General features: G+C 38.1%; 12 protein-coding genes. All 12 read right to left on the bottom strand.

The features are described from left to right. Window positions 1-10 precede the first annotated feature (10 nt). The 12 genes from ABEB23_RS07165 to ABEB23_RS07110 all read right to left on the bottom strand — a co-directional run bounded on the left by ABEB23_RS07165 (window position 11) and on the right by ABEB23_RS07110 (window position 14,329). Complete coding sequence (locus tag ABEB23_RS07165) at window positions 11-1,120, bottom strand: alpha/beta hydrolase family protein (RefSeq protein ID WP_348811829.1); 1,110 nt, start codon at window positions 1,118-1,120, stop codon at window positions 11-13. A 94-nt stretch (window positions 1,121-1,214) separates the two neighbouring features. After that, window positions 1,215-2,204, bottom strand: coding sequence for a VOC family protein (locus tag ABEB23_RS07160; RefSeq protein WP_348811828.1), 990 nt, complete (start codon window positions 2,202-2,204; stop codon window positions 1,215-1,217). A gap of 158 nt (window positions 2,205-2,362) precedes the next feature. Next, window positions 2,363-3,130 carry an SDR family oxidoreductase gene (locus ABEB23_RS07155; RefSeq protein ID WP_348811827.1) on the bottom strand — a complete coding sequence of 256 codons (768 nt, stop codon included), beginning with the start codon at window positions 3,128-3,130 and terminating at the stop codon, window positions 2,363-2,365. Continuing rightward, window positions 3,127-4,317 (bottom strand): multidrug effflux MFS transporter, encoded by a 1,191-nt coding sequence (locus ABEB23_RS07150; RefSeq protein ID WP_348811826.1) that lies wholly within the window; start codon window positions 4,315-4,317, stop codon window positions 3,127-3,129. The genes ABEB23_RS07155 and ABEB23_RS07150 overlap by 4 nt, the downstream gene beginning before the upstream one ends. Window positions 4,318-4,416: 99 nt before the next feature. Continuing rightward, a complete protein-coding gene (locus ABEB23_RS07145) occupies window positions 4,417-4,905 on the bottom strand; it encodes a cupin domain-containing protein (RefSeq protein ID WP_348811824.1) in 489 nt (162 codons plus the stop codon). A 13-nt stretch (window positions 4,906-4,918) separates the two neighbouring features. Further along, window positions 4,919-5,239: a DUF3861 domain-containing protein gene (locus tag ABEB23_RS07140; RefSeq protein WP_348811823.1), complete on the bottom strand. Its 321-nt coding sequence runs from the start codon at window positions 5,237-5,239 to the stop codon at window positions 4,919-4,921. A 66-nt stretch (window positions 5,240-5,305) separates the two neighbouring features. Continuing rightward, window positions 5,306-6,907, bottom strand: a complete 1,602-nt coding sequence (locus ABEB23_RS07135; RefSeq protein ID WP_348811822.1) for a glycoside hydrolase family 43 protein — start codon at window positions 6,905-6,907, stop codon at window positions 5,306-5,308. A gap of 12 nt (window positions 6,908-6,919) precedes the next feature. Beyond that, window positions 6,920-9,217 (bottom strand): glycoside hydrolase family 3 C-terminal domain-containing protein, encoded by a 2,298-nt coding sequence (locus ABEB23_RS07130; RefSeq protein WP_348811821.1) that lies wholly within the window; start codon window positions 9,215-9,217, stop codon window positions 6,920-6,922. 53 nt (window positions 9,218-9,270) lie between these two features. Then, entirely contained in the window at window positions 9,271-10,140 is an 870-nt protein-coding gene (locus tag ABEB23_RS07125; protein ID WP_348811820.1) for an alpha/beta hydrolase, read from the bottom strand. Next, the gene (locus ABEB23_RS07120; protein ID WP_348811819.1) at window positions 10,130-11,584 is read right to left on the bottom strand and encodes a glycoside hydrolase family 1 protein; all 1,455 of its coding nucleotides are present in this window, start codon (window positions 11,582-11,584) and stop codon (window positions 10,130-10,132) included. Before ABEB23_RS07120 ends, ABEB23_RS07125 begins: the two co-directional genes overlap by 11 nt. A 61-nt stretch (window positions 11,585-11,645) precedes the next feature. Beyond that, window positions 11,646-13,028, bottom strand: a complete 1,383-nt coding sequence (locus ABEB23_RS07115; protein WP_348811818.1) for a DUF1593 domain-containing protein — start codon at window positions 13,026-13,028, stop codon at window positions 11,646-11,648. Window positions 13,029-13,087: 59 nt separating this feature from the next. Then, the gene (locus tag ABEB23_RS07110; RefSeq protein WP_348811817.1) at window positions 13,088-14,329 is read right to left on the bottom strand and encodes an MFS transporter; all 1,242 of its coding nucleotides are present in this window, start codon (window positions 14,327-14,329) and stop codon (window positions 13,088-13,090) included. Window positions 14,330-14,346: the final 17 nt, after the last annotated feature.

Raw genomic sequence — 14,346 nt, 5'->3', positions numbered from 1 at the left:
TTATGACAGTTTACAGTCTTTTAGCGATCCAATCATACATGTTAAATGTCTTGGTGAAATCATCAATTTGGCAATGTTGCGAACCACTTTCTCCTGTCGGAATTACTTCTAACTTATGCTCGCAAGTTAAATGTTTTTCAAGGTTGTAAGCATGTTCAACAAAATTTTGTTTATCATCTTCACCATGAAGAATATAAGTAGGCATCGAAATTTTTTCGGCAACACCATTTTCAAGTGTAAAACCTTCCAGTCTTTTGCGAGTTTCCGTCATGTCTGGAGCTCCCACGATATGCTGAACAATTTCTGCCAGTGGATGACTGTCTGGACGTCCTGCCCAAACATCATAATAAGACCAAACGGCACCGTAAACCATACATACTTTGAAACGCGGTTCAAAAGCAGCACAACGGGCAGCCATATAACCTCCCATAGAAACCGCTCCGATACCAATGCGATCAACGGCTATTTCGTCTTTTAAATTTTCAATACTCCAATCTAAAACGGCTGTACCTGCAACATTGTAATCATGACGCGTATGGATATTATTTAAACGCAAAGCGGCTCCCTGACCTGGTCCATCCATTGCCAAAAGCGCAATGCCACGCTCGTTTAAATGCTGGCCAATACCAAAATAAAGCTCCTCAGCCAAACTATCCAAGCCACCAAACATAATCATCATCGGCGGGTTTTTTACTCCTGCCGGTTTAAACAAATACCCTGGAAGAAAGGAACCTTCAAAAGGAACTTCAACCTGCAATACTTTTTCATCAAAATATTTAATTGCTCTCAGGAACGCTTCTCTTGCTTTTAAATAAGTCGGTATTTTTTTCTCATGGCCAAGGTTCATAAAAAACTCAGCCGAACGCAGGTAATTAAAGGCTCTCAGATAGGTTCTTCTGGCTGAAATAAAGTTACCGTTTTTTTCAAAATCTTCGGCAAGTTCGTAAACGGGATTTCCCATTTCCAGCCAAGCTTCATTATAGGATTCTCTGTTATTAGGGTCTATTTTACTAGCTACTTCTAATATTTCTGCAAATTCGCCTCCTCCATAATGTGCCTGGGTAAGCGCACGGTTTACTTGATAAGAAGGCATGTATTGCCCTGGAAAATAGTGCCACATAATTTTTTCTATTAATAAGTTATCATTTTTAGTGAATACCAGTTGTAAAAATTTTATTGATTTTTTACAACTGACAACACTTAATTATTTTAGATTATACATCGGCTGGTTTTACCACTCCATCTGTTAATCCTAGTTTTTTACCTTTTGCCATTTCTGCAAATGGATTGGCTGATCCCCAAGCATCGTTTGGATTGTCTTTTAAATAGTGAACATCTAAATGGTCAGGTGCGAAAACCAATCTGGCGCAAGCGTAGTATTCGAATAAAATACCACTTCCCGGATCAACTATATAAATGAAGAATCCTTCGTCAGCTTTGTGACGGGTAGGAGCTCCCATAACACTTTTGTATCCTTTTTCGATAAAATAATCTAATGCCAACAGAACTTCTTCTCGGCTGTCCACATTCCAACAGATGTGATTTAGAACCGCTTCGTTTTCGCCAATATTTGGATCGGAGAAAATAGCAATATCGTGAGAAAGATTTCCGGTAGTCCATAAACCACCAATAGGCGGGATGTCATCAGCAATTCGGATTTCGTCCGGATTTCTTAAACCCAGACCTTGCCAAAATTCTTTTTCGGCTGCGTATTTACCTTTAGCTACCATGTAAGTTACGTGATCAAGTCGGCGTGGGTTAGCGCCTTTAAGACGGTTACTGGCATAACGATCTGTGTAAATACTTCCTGTTTCTCCTTCTGCGCGCAACCAAACAACATCCCAAAACACTTCATGAATATGACCTTCCGGAGATTTAAAGCGATAGGCTTTTCCATGTCCCAGATCTCCTTCATCCCAACCAATACCCGCTCCGGTTTTCTCTAGATAAGCGACTACTTCTTCTAAAGCTTCAGGGCTATCGGCACGCCAGCCTAAATGTCCTAAGCCTGATTTCTCACTTTGCGTGAGTTTCAAGGTGTGATGAAAATAATCACCCCAAGCTCTTAAGTAAACAGAATTATTTTCTCTTGCTGTTTCATCCATTCCTACTACATCGCGAAAAAATTCGACAGATTTATCTAAATCTGTTGTCAAAACTTCTACGTGAGCTAATTGTGAAAAATAATGTGGGTTCTTTGCCATTTTTATTTTTATTTACTGGTTTTTTTATATTTAGTGTAATTTATTTTACAAATTTATATTGATTTAGAAATAGGAGTGAATCAAACTAATTCTAATGCTATTCAAAATCAATTCATTTGTCTTTTTTGTAGGCTTATTTGCTGTTTTTTGTATTCTTTTTATGCAAATGCGCCGCCATCTACCGCCATGGCATGACCTGTAATAAAAGTCGATTGATCAGAACACATCCACAAAGCCACATCGGCAACTTCTTGTGGTTGTCCCATTCTTTTCATTCGTTGTAAATTGACAGCCGCTTGCAATGCTTCTGGGTTGTGTGCCAGTTTTCTTCTGCCTTCCATAATCATCGGGGTTTCAATAGCGGTTGGGCAAATGGCGTTGACACGAATATTTTTAGTGGCATATTCTATTGCGGCACTTTTTACAATACCAATCACGCCATGTTTGGATGCCGAGTAGGGAACGTTTTCTGGTTGTCCCACTAATCCGGCCGCCGATGCGACACATACGATATTGCCGCCGCCATGTTTTAGCATTTCGATTAGCTGGTATTTTACACAATACCAAGTTCCGGTTAAGTTGATATTAATTTGTTGCAACCAGGCTTCTTCTGGGTATTCATGTGTGGGTAACGAGAGCGACCCCGCTATTCCGGCAGAATTTATGGCGCAATCCAATCGACCAAATTGGGCTACGGTTTGCTGTATCAGGTTTTCTACTTCTTCTCTTTTTGAAATATCACATTTTACGAATATCGCCTGATGGCCTAAATCCATAATTTCTTTTACCACAACTGCTCCAGCTTGTTCATTCACATCCGAAACAACTACTTTGGCTCCTTCTTTTGCAAAGGAAAGTGCTGTAGCTTTTCCTATTCCTGATGAGGCGCCAGTGACCAGGCAAACTTTGTTTTCAAATCTTTTCATGTTGTTTTTGGTTTTAAAAAATATTGCATGCTAAAGCTCACGCTGCTTAATACAAGCATAGTTGTCACCATGGGAACCGCGCTGCCATTCTGAAAATAGCTAAGGATTCCGGTGATTAAAGCACTAAATGCCATTTGTGTAACCCCCATAATAGCATTGGCACTGCCTATGTTTTCTGTAAAGGGACGTATAGTAATGGCCATGGTATTAGGGGTAATCAAGGATAGAAACAACATAAAAAAGCACATTCCTAGCAGCAAATGAATTACGGTTAAAGAATACATAGCGGTATAAAGAAGAAAGCAGCAAACCAGTAATTGCAAGCCCACAGCCCAAAGTGCGATCGTATGGCTGGAAAATTTTCGTAATAATAGTCTGTTTATCTGACTTCCCAGAATCATACAGGAAGCAGTACAGGCGAATATCCATCCAAAATGCTGTTTGCTAATTCCTAAAATTCCAATAAATATCAAAGAAGAGCTGGAAATCCAACTGAATAATACGGCAGAGGCCAAAGCGGTAATGATAGTGTATCCGATATATCCTTTGGTTTGGATTACTTTTTTATAATTTCCCAATATGGCTTTAGGTTTTAAAGAATAGTTGCTGTCAGCTTCTTTTACATGGGGAAGAAAAAAATGAAGCGCAACTAATAAAGCCAAAGCCATTATTGCCAAAAAGATAAAAATGCCTTTCCAATCTGAAAAGAGCAAAATAAAACTTCCTAGTGTTGGCGCTATAATAGGTGCAACTCCCATAACAAGAGAAAGGGTCGAAAATATAGAAGCAATTTTTTCTACAGGAAATACATCTCTAACCATAGCACGACTTCCCACGGCACAAACGCTGATACTAATAGCCTGAAAAAAGCGAAAGACACATAAAACCGTGATATTATTTGCCATAGCACATCCTAAAGAAGTCAGGAAAAAAAAGAATAAGGCTATTAACATTGGGTTTTTACGTCCAAAGCGATCCAAGAGGGGACCATTAAAAAATTGACCCACACACGCCCCGGCAAAAAAAGTACTCATAGAAAGGGTTACCAGACCGGCATTTGTACCTAAATTTTCAGCCATCGCGGGGAATGCAGGTAAGTATAAATCGGTTGAAAAAGGCATCAGGCCATTCAAACAGCCCAATACGATAATTAGGGATTTTATATTAATTTCTTTTGATTTTGTCATTTGAATTTATTTCCAATTCCTCATTTTTCGTTTCATTAGACAAAAAGCATTCGGATTGAAGATTTAATAATTATGCAGAACTGTTATAGTAATGGATTTTTAATGTTGCATATATTCAGGAAGTGGGATTCCGTTAATCTCGTATGGTTTTGACTCAATGAGTACAAAAACAATTCTACAAATTTCCGTTTCACTTGGGTTTCTCCATTTATGTAATGTACCGCGTTGAATAATAATTTCTCCTGCACCAATTCTCTTTGAAGTTTCATTTTCTAATTCCAATTCGATTTCGCCGGTAATTACAATTCCATAATCGATACTGTTTGTTCGGTGAAGTGGGGAAGAAGCCCCTGGTAACATATCTACAATACGAATTACCGAACCTCCTTTTAGTGTCGTTCCTGCATCTCTTTTGGCACCATCGATTTCGTCATTGCAATCTGCTGGAACGCTAGTTGTTGTCCATAATGTTGCCATAGCTGCATCGCCAGTAGGGATAATAACGGTATTAAATTCTTCGTCGGAAGCAAATACCGCAGTACCTTCTGGAGTATGGCCCGTTACAATTCGTCTAATTGGTAAGTTCATTTTGCCTTTATTTTTATTCTTTTTTGTCTTCGTTTTGAGTTGGGGTTGATTTTAGCTTTTTCATAAACTCACTAAAAGCAGGTCTAAACTCAGTAAAAAGTTCATTCTCTCTGTTTTTTAACATGACTTCGCTAAACATTTTTAATCCAATAGCAAATTCAACGGCTTGGTTTTCAGTGTGAAAAATATTTCTTTGTTTCATCCTTTCAACAATGGTGAATATATTATCATGATTGTCAAACTCTAATTCTATTGGGGGATAGTTTGTATCATCGACTTTTGCTGTTGCTAACAGTTCCAATTTCAGTTTGTATTTGTTTGTTCTTTTTTCCATTTTTTTGTTTTTATGGTTGATTCTTAGTAAAGTGTAATTGTCTGGTTCGTCATCGGATCTTTAGAATTACTGTTGGACTACTTTGTAAATAAAATTATCAAAATCGGCAGTTGCTTTAGATTTTGCATTGTTCCCAGTGGCGTACAAACCGATATATGCTCCGGTAAAACCTCCTGCTGTTTCGGTACTTAAGTATTTTGTTTCCACTTTTCCGAGTGTTGTTATAGAATCATTTTCTTGTGAAAAACCAAATTCATAAAACTCTGGTGTTCCCGAAACACTCAATTTTACAGTTCCTTTTTTTAAAGGCATTCGCTTTTCAACCGCCTTGATGGTACCAATATGATACGCCAAAACGAGTTCCCGTTCTTTTCCGATTTTCCGAATAAATAGTTTGTAATGATGTAAAGCATCTTTGTACATTGTAATTCCTGCCTCCTCATTGTCAGTAATCGGATTAAAATCAATTGTAGTAACAGCATTAAAATTAAATTGCTGTTGTCTTCTGCCTACAAAGGTTACGCCCGGATTTTCACTCAAGGATTTTTCACTTCCAAGAAGTCTTAAATATCCTTTACGTTCTGTTAGCGAGTAGTTTTGAGGTGTTGGATTGTTGATGTAATTCCATTCCAATCCCAATTGATCTTTAGAAAAATCTTCCATCTGATCGTAGTTTTTAACGCTCAGTTGTCCAGGAAGTTTATCCACTTTCATGTCCAAAGAAATAGAGCCAGTAGCATTTACAACCGGCCATTCGTTTGGGTTCCAAACTACCGGAGTTAAAAAGGTTTCCCTTCCTAAAATTTGGTGGTCGTTTAAAGGGCGGAATCCTAGTGCTACCATAAACCAAGAACCATCGGTAGTCTGAACTAAATCCGCATGGCCTGTACCTTGAATCGGATTGTTTTCTTCGTTGGAATTGGCGTGTGTCAGTATGGGATTAGCGGGATTAGATTCATAAGTTCCCCAAATGTTTTTGCTTCTGGCGATGGTAACTTTATGTCCGTATTCTGTTCCACCTTCTGCTATCATCAAATAATATAAACCGTCTTTTTTATATAAATGTGGGCCTTCCGGATATTTACCACCGGTTCCTTTCCAAATCGTTACGGGTTCTGAAAGCAGTTTTCCGGTTGTGATATCTATTTCGGACATCACAATACGATTTTTTACGGCTCCCCAATTTTGCGCGGACGTAACATAGACTTTGCCAGTATCGTCAAAAAACAAGCTAGGGTCAATACCTGGAGTCGCTATCCAGATTGGATTTGACCAAGGGCCGGCAGGATTTTTTGCTGTTACATAAAAATTACCTTTATCGGTAATATTGGTCGTTATCATATAAAACAAACCATTATGGTATCGGATAGTAGGTGCAAAAATACCCAAAGTAGTTTGCGCTTTCGATAATGGTAATTGTTCCTCTCTATTCAAGACATAGCCAATTTGTTCCCAATTGACTAAATTTTTACTGTGAAAAATTGGCACTCCCGGAAAATATCCAAAACTGCTGTTCACCATATAATAGTCGTCATTTATCTTACAGATACTTGGGTCTGGGTAAAATCCCGGCAGCACAGGATTCTGGTAAGTTACCTGAGCATGCACTACTGCTTGTAGCAGCAATAGAAGTACCGTTGGAATTAATTTGGTTTTAATAGGACTCATTTTAGCATCTGTTTATTTTATTTTTATATCCTTTTTCAAGCTGAACTCTTTTGTTTGTTTGATATCCAATGAAGAGGCTCCAGTTCGAATAGTATATTTTCCCGCTTCGGCTATCCAAGAAGAAAGGCTAGGGTCATAAGACGCTAATTCTTCAGGTGTAAGAGTGAATTTGATAGTTTGTGATTCGTTCGGCTGTAATAATTTAGTTTTTGCAAATCCTTTCAGCTCTTCTGAAGGTTTTTTCAATTTTTCGGAAGGAGCGCTTAAATACAATTGTACTACTTCTTTTCCTGCGGTTGTACCACTGTTTTTTATGGTAATCGTTGCCGTGATTTTATCTTTAAATTCAGTTGAACTGAGTTTGACAGTGCTGTATTCAAATTGGGTGTAACTCAAACCGAAACCAAATTCATAAGCCGTTTTTATCTTTTTAGTGTTGAAATAACGGTAACCCACATAGATGTCATCATCGTAGGTTATCTCAGCAGGATACGATGGCATAACAGGATCCAGTGTTTCATTTTCTCTAAGAGGAAGTTGTTTTCCAGGGAAATTTTGTGATGAAGGTACGTCGGTATAGGAAATAGGAAATGTAGCCGTTAATTTTCCTGATGGGTTTACTTTACCTGATACTATATCGGCTATGGCATTACCACCCTCCATACCCGGTTGCCAAGCCATCAAAATAGCATCTGCCCAATGACTCCAACTCGCCATTTCAATAATACCACCAGAATTGATAATCACAATAACTTTCTTGTTTTTAGCATGGAAAGATTCTGAAAGTGTTTGAAGTGTTTGCTTTTCAGCATCGGTTAAATTGAAATCATTTTCTACTTTACGGTCTTTAGATTCGCCGGAGATTCTGCCGATTGTGATAATAGCAACATCAGCATTAGCGGCTGATTCTATAACCATCTCGTTTTTAACCTCCATTTCTTTTATATAAAAAGGATTAAAAACGTCCATAAATGAAGGAGCCGGTTTTTTTGCGTTTTCTGATTTTATATAATCTTCATAAATAGACTTGCTGTTTTGTTGTAGTTTGAATCCAGAATTTACTAAGCCCTCGTCAAGAGAAATCGTATATTTCTTTACCACATCTCCACTGCCAGTCCCTCCCGCAATAATGTCATAAGAAGCATTACCAAATAAGGCAATAGTACTGGATTTTGATAATGGTAACGCATGGTCATTTTTTAATAAAACCATTCCTTCTGATGCTACCATTCTGGAAATAGCTGCGTTTGCCGCTAAATTAGGCTCATTTGAATAGTTGTAATTATTGAACGTAATGGTTTTTACAACAAGATTTAACATGCGTTCGACACTCGAATCCAAATCACTCATAGCAAGCGAACCGTTTTTTACCGCATTGATAATGGTTTGCGCCTGATCTGGTCTTCCCGGCATTTGCAAATCATTTCCAGCTCCTAGGGAAATAGCCGCATTTTGTCCAGCAAACCAATCACTCATCACCAGACCTTTAAAGCCCCATTCTTTGCGTAAAATATTGTTTAACAAATTTTTGCTTTCGGAAGTGTAAGTACCATTGATTAGATTGTACGAAGTCATCAACGTCCAAGGATTTGATTTTTTGACTGCTATTTCAAAACCTTTCAGGTAGATTTCCCTTAAGGCACGTTCGCTAACAATCGTGTTCAATTTCATTCTGTTGGTTTCGGTATTATTAGCTGCAAAATGTTTTACGGAAACACCAATACCATATTTTTGAATACCGTTAGTTACCGCCGCGGCAATAGTACCTGAAAGGAAAGGGTCTTCAGAATAGTATTCGAAATTTCGACCTCCCAAAGGATTTCTTTGGATATTAAAAGCAGGGGTCAGTACAATATCGATTCCATAATCCTTAGCTTCACGACCTAATATTTCGCCCGCTTTTTTTGTCATAATGGTATCCCAAGTGCTGGCCAATAATGTACCTATTGGGATGGCTGTCGCATATTTTGGTTTGGCATTGGTTAAATCCATAAAATGAATTCCAGCCGGCCCGTCCGATAGGGTAATACTAGGAATTCCTAAACGGTTTATGGCGTGTGTTCTACCGGAGGTTCCCGGAACTTTAGGAGCTATTTTGTCATCTTCGGGATCATTAGGAGGTAATAAACCAGCTGGAGCTCCCGGAATATACATGCCCATACCCACGACTAATTTTACTTTTTCATCAAGGGTTAATGCTTTGATGACTTGTTTTATGTTAGTCTTGTTTAATTGTGGCAATGCTTTTTCCTGTGCCGAAACCATCAAGTTAAGACAAGCAAAACAAATTAGAAGAAGAGTTTTTTTCATGATGTATTATTTTTATCTTTTTAAATAAAATGGAAATTCGATGTAGACTATTACTACAACATTCCTTGTAGTTTTAACCAATCACCATAGCGATCAATCCAACTTTCAACGGGTAAATTCATTTTGCGCATTCCAAAACCATGACCACCTTTGGAGTAGATATGCAATTCGGCTGATTTTCCGGCGGTCAACCAATTGGAATAAGTTTGCACACTATTTGGGGCTAAACCCAATTGGTCGTCCGAGGCGGCTGCAATAAATAAGGGCGGAGCATCAACAGGGACAACAGTATTTTTTAAGGCTCCGGTATAAGCGTAAATTGGGGCTGCAAAATCCGGGCGATTGCTTCCTTTCGAATTGTAAACGGTTCCGGCAGCAACTGTTCCTCCGGCTGAGAAGCCTATAATTCCAATTTTATTTTGTTTAATATTAAACTCGGCGGCATGCTCTCTTACATATTGTATCGCTGCTAATCCATCGGCAATAGCCAAAGTGACAACAGGGGCATTGATGGAATCTAATTTTTTTCTGTTTTCGAATAAAGGAAAAAGTTCTTTTACGGGATCGTCGGTTTCGCTTTTTACGAGTCGGTATTTCAATACGAAGGCAGTTATTCCTTTTGCATTTAACCATTTCGCCACCTCAATTCCTTCACTGTTTATCGATAAGGTATGAAAACCGCCTCCGGGACAAATGATTACTGCAGTCCCATTTGCCAAAGCTTTGTCCGGTGCATAGATCGTAAGTGTGGGTTGGGAAACATTGTACACCACTTGGGTCTGAAACGTTTCTGAAAACATTTCTTTTTCCTGCCAATCCCATTTTTCTGAACCGGGAGCTTTGCCTTGATATAGAGGGATTGTTTTTTGGGCATTTGAAATAAATGCAGCTAATAATATAATTAGGAAGATTTTATTTTTCATTTTTATACTCTTTGATTAATTTTTGATACTCATAAAAACTTTGTTTTGGGATACGCTCCTGTGTTTCAAAATCAACGTAGATTAATCCGAAACGTTTGGTATAACCAAACACCCATTCGAAGTTATCCCAACCGCTCCATGCAAAATAACCAATCATTCTAACGCCATCTTTTTTAACTTTTTCAACCGCTTCAATATGACGTTTGATGTAGTCAGCTCTTAAAGGGTCTTTTACAATAGGATTTGCCTTGATATCTTCTCCTTCAAAACCAGCCCCATTTTCGGTAATCATAATCTCAGGATTGTTGTACTCTTTTTTTATTTTAATAAGGAACTTGTACAATTCTTCGGGCCTTACAGGTCCATTGTGGGATTTAATTTTGTCTGTGTTTACATCCATCCACTTCGTTTCAAATGGCTCTGAAGCATCATGTTTTACTAGGGCTGGAGCATAAAAATTAATCCCTAAGAAATCTGGCTTGTTTGCTGCCAGTATTTTCATATCGGCAGCTGTTGGTTGGAATGCAGGATCATATTTTGTAAAAAGATCAGTTACTTCTTTTGGATAAGTACCTTTGAAATACCCATCAAGAAAAACAGTGTTCAATAATTTTTCTTGTAAGGCAGAAGCTTGCACATCTTTTGGATTGTTAGGATCTAGTGGGGAACAAGGAGAAAAATTGAAAGTCATACCAATTTTTCCGCCCAAATTCATTTCGTGATACATTTTGATTACCTCGGCACTAGCCACCATCTGTCTGTGTGCTTTCATCATTCCTCTGGCAAAACGGATAACAGCAGCTTCTTTGCTTTGTTCCATGTTCATAAGATATTCTGCAACAAAGAATTCAATATAAGGCTCGTTGAAAGTGATGAAATGTTTAACCTTTTTACCGTAACGTTCCAAGGCTATTTTAGCATAGTTTTTATACCAGTTAATCATTTCCGGATTTCCCCAGCCTCCTTTTTGTACTAAAGCAAAAGGATAATCAAAATGATAAAGCGTAACTACCGGTTCTATTCCGGCGGCTTTCAAATCATCAATCAGAACGTCATAATGGGCTAATGCTTTTTCGTTCACGGCGCCAATGCCATCAGGAATTATACGGCTCCAGTCTAATGAAAAACGGTAGGAGTTAACCCCTAATTCTTTCATCAATTGAATGTCTTTCAAATATTGTGTTCTGTCATACATGTTGATGGATACATTGGCTGTTTCTTTTTTACCAATGATAAATTGAGTTACACCTACTTTATTGGTCAGGAAATCCCATTTCGATTCCCCTTTACCATCTGCTTGATAAGCGCCTTCCACTTGGTAAGCGGCAGAAGCTACTCCCCATAAGAAAGGTTCTTCTGTTGGTTGTTCCTGCGTTTTTATTTTTTCTTTGCATCCGATGAGACTTACTAATGCAATCAAAAGAATGGAGATACGTTTAATCATGATTTTTATGTTTATAAGTGATATTTATTTTTTTATTTCGACGTATAATGTGATTAAAAAATTAAAGAGATGGTAATACTGTTATTATAACTCTTTTGTAACGTGTTAATGAAGGAATACCATCATCATTTAAAATTAATACTATATGTATTGTTTCTGGTTTTGATACATTTGGAGCTACGAAAGAAGCTTTGGCAGCATTTTTATTTGTAATTTCAATAGGTCCCCAATTCATATAAGTACCTACTTCCTGATAATACATCCATTCAAATTGCAATTTGTTTTTATCGGGATCGTCACTATTTGAAGCATCTAAATAAACGGTTTCTCCACTTTTTACTGTTATCAAATCAGAATGCGTAATTTTAGAAATAGGTGGATGATTAGCCTCTTTATATGTTTTTACACACCAATCCATTCTGGCGGCAAAATCATTTTGATAGGCATTTCTCCAGCGCCATACAGTGGCTTTGTCACTAAAATAGAAATTGCCATCAAAGCCTTTTACTTTATCTTCGGTGTTAGTCCAAATTGGTCGGGTTTCAATTTCCGTATGCCAATTTCGATGGCGGGGAGTATACAGTTCATATCGACCACCCCAACTGCCATAATTTGGATTTTCAGGACTTCCTAAGCCATTGTTAATTAGGTACAAAAAACTTGGACTGTCACCTTCCATAATAAATTTCCATTCTGGGTACTCTGCACCTAATGCACCGTGATTAGTACGTATATTTTCTAATAACCATTTGTTGCTAACCAAATTAGAATCTGGTCCGGAAAATTGTCCCATTTTCTCACCGCTTATTCCTGCCCAAGTGGAATAATCGTAATAACCTGGACTAACTATATAGAACAAATTTGGAAAAGTTTTGCGTATCCAATAACCGGAGTCATCCTGATCACTGATTGTATATACCCGAAGTTTAGAAACAAACTTTTCGACTTCAAATGCTGAACGGGTCATTCTTACTTTCCATAAAGCCTGTGCTAAACAATTTGGGCCACCCCATACAGTAACCCAAACAGGTCTGTTGTCCTCCTTATCAACCACGGAAATTATCCAATCAGATCCTTCTGAATCTTTGTCTTTTCCAACGCCTTCCATTCCAAAAAGAGGAATTCCCTTTTTGATAATTCCATGTAAATAATCTTCTTTAGGAAAACCTTCTTCATGTAAAGTCAAATTGTTTCGGACTTTTCCATAGGCCGTGACAATTTCGTGCATTCGCCAATCTGCAATTTTATTTTTCATGTGAGCAGAAGTTGAAGCAATTATTCCTTCAATATCCCACATGTTTGAATATGTTAGAAAACGAACTAATGATTCAGCATCATCGGGCTCATTTTCAATATCACTTATTACTAAAACCCGTTGTTTTTGACCAAATGATAAACAAGAAAAAAGGATTAAAGAAAACGTTAAGATTATATATTTGTTCATAAGACGATTTTAAAATTGTAATCTGCAAGTCAACATGATTTTGCGTGTCTCGTTTGTATTTAATTCGTTTCAAATGCTGTTTCAACTTCCGAAAAACTTTCTTTTTTACTTAAGCTTTTATTGCTTTCCAGTAATTTAGAAACGAAAAACAAACCTAATGCAGCCATTACAGCAGAAACCCATAAAAATGCCGAGGGATCTGTTTTATCTGACAGAACACCTGCGATCGCAGGGATAATCACACCTCCCACTATTTCTCCAAGTCCCATTACGAGTCCCATGGCTTTAGCTCTTAAATGGATTGGCACCGCTTCCGAAGGAATCACTGCAGCCACCATCGCAATACAGCCCATCGCAAAATAGCTGATAAACATTATAGGAAGTTGAAGGAAATTGCCTTTAAGAAAGTATACTGCAAAAGGATATAAAATCCCTAGGCTTATAAAGATGTACATGATAGGTTTGCGTCCGTATTTATCAGAAAGTCCGGGAACAATTATTGAGCCTACTAAGCCAGATAATCCTAAGAGTCCCATCGTTTTTCCCATTTCATCCGGGCTCATGCCTTGTGCATCGACAAAATATTTAGAAATGAAGGGAAGTGTGGCAAACCACCATCCAAAGGCACAACAAGCCAAAGGAATTCCCCATTTTATATTGTTGTATTGTAAAAGTTCCGAAAAATTGATTGTTGATTCCGTTTTTGTTTTTGTACTTTCTGCTGTTGATTTTTTGATATAACGCCAGGAAAGTAATGCCAAAACAATTCCTGGGATTCCTGCTACATAAAAAGCGTTTCTCCATCCCATACTTTCAGCGATAGCCACTAAAATAATCGGGGCGAGGATAGAACCAAAAAGAGCCGATCCCACACCTTGCAGAATTCCGGCGTTGAGTCCTAACCGACTGGGAGACGATTCTCTTTCTACAAAATTTTGCGCCAGCGGGATGACCGCGCCTTCCGAAAATCCCATGATGAATCGGGCTAAAAACAGTCCTGCAAAGGAAAGGGCTATCCCTGAACCAAAGGAACACAGTGAAAAAGTGATTACGGCGGTCAGGAAAACCAATTTTTTTCGGTTTTTGACTTCTGCCCATGCCACTGTAAAATAACTTGAAAAAGCCCAGGCTAATGAAAGAGACCCAGCTAGTAATCCTATTTGGGTGTCACTCAACACAAGGTCTTTTGCAATATAAGGCATAAGGAAATTAAGCGCCAATCGGTCGAAAAAAAGGCAGCCAAATACTAAAGCCATAAGGCCAACCATTCCGTTTTCGTAAGTTAAAAATTTGTTTTTCATGATAAGGTAAATAATCC

The sequence above is a fragment of the Flavobacterium maritimum genome, from assembly GCF_040049085.1.
In the GTDB taxonomy this organism is placed as follows: Bacteria; Bacteroidota; Bacteroidia; order Flavobacteriales; family Flavobacteriaceae; genus Flavobacterium; species Flavobacterium maritimum.
Note: the sequence above shows the minus strand (reverse complement) of the source record. Positions and strands in the feature narration are given on the sequence as shown.

What these genes read in the sequence shown, in the direction of transcription:
- ABEB23_RS07165 (WP_348811829.1), bottom strand. Translation starts at nt 1,120, where the DNA reads ATGTGGCACTATTTTCCAGGGCAATACATGCCTTCTTATCAAGTAAAC.
- ABEB23_RS07160 (WP_348811828.1), bottom strand. Translation starts at nt 2,204, where the DNA reads ATGGCAAAGAACCCACATTATTTTTCACAATTAGCTCACGTAGAAGTT.
- ABEB23_RS07155 (WP_348811827.1), bottom strand. Translation starts at nt 3,130, where the DNA reads ATGAAAAGATTTGAAAACAAAGTTTGCCTGGTCACTGGCGCCTCATCA.
- ABEB23_RS07150 (WP_348811826.1), bottom strand. Translation starts at nt 4,317, where the DNA reads ATGACAAAATCAAAAGAAATTAATATAAAATCCCTAATTATCGTATTG.
- ABEB23_RS07145 (WP_348811824.1), bottom strand. Translation starts at nt 4,905, where the DNA reads ATGAACTTACCAATTAGACGAATTGTAACGGGCCATACTCCAGAAGGT.
- ABEB23_RS07140 (WP_348811823.1), bottom strand. Translation starts at nt 5,239, where the DNA reads ATGGAAAAAAGAACAAACAAATACAAACTGAAATTGGAACTGTTAGCA.
- ABEB23_RS07135 (WP_348811822.1), bottom strand. Translation starts at nt 6,907, where the DNA reads ATGAGTCCTATTAAAACCAAATTAATTCCAACGGTACTTCTATTGCTG.
- ABEB23_RS07130 (WP_348811821.1), bottom strand. Translation starts at nt 9,217, where the DNA reads ATGAAAAAAACTCTTCTTCTAATTTGTTTTGCTTGTCTTAACTTGATG.
- ABEB23_RS07125 (WP_348811820.1), bottom strand. Translation starts at nt 10,140, where the DNA reads ATGAAAAATAAAATCTTCCTAATTATATTATTAGCTGCATTTATTTCA.
- ABEB23_RS07120 (WP_348811819.1), bottom strand. Translation starts at nt 11,584, where the DNA reads ATGATTAAACGTATCTCCATTCTTTTGATTGCATTAGTAAGTCTCATC.
- ABEB23_RS07115 (WP_348811818.1), bottom strand. Translation starts at nt 13,028, where the DNA reads ATGAACAAATATATAATCTTAACGTTTTCTTTAATCCTTTTTTCTTGT.
- ABEB23_RS07110 (WP_348811817.1), bottom strand. Translation starts at nt 14,329, where the DNA reads ATGAAAAACAAATTTTTAACTTACGAAAACGGAATGGTTGGCCTTATG.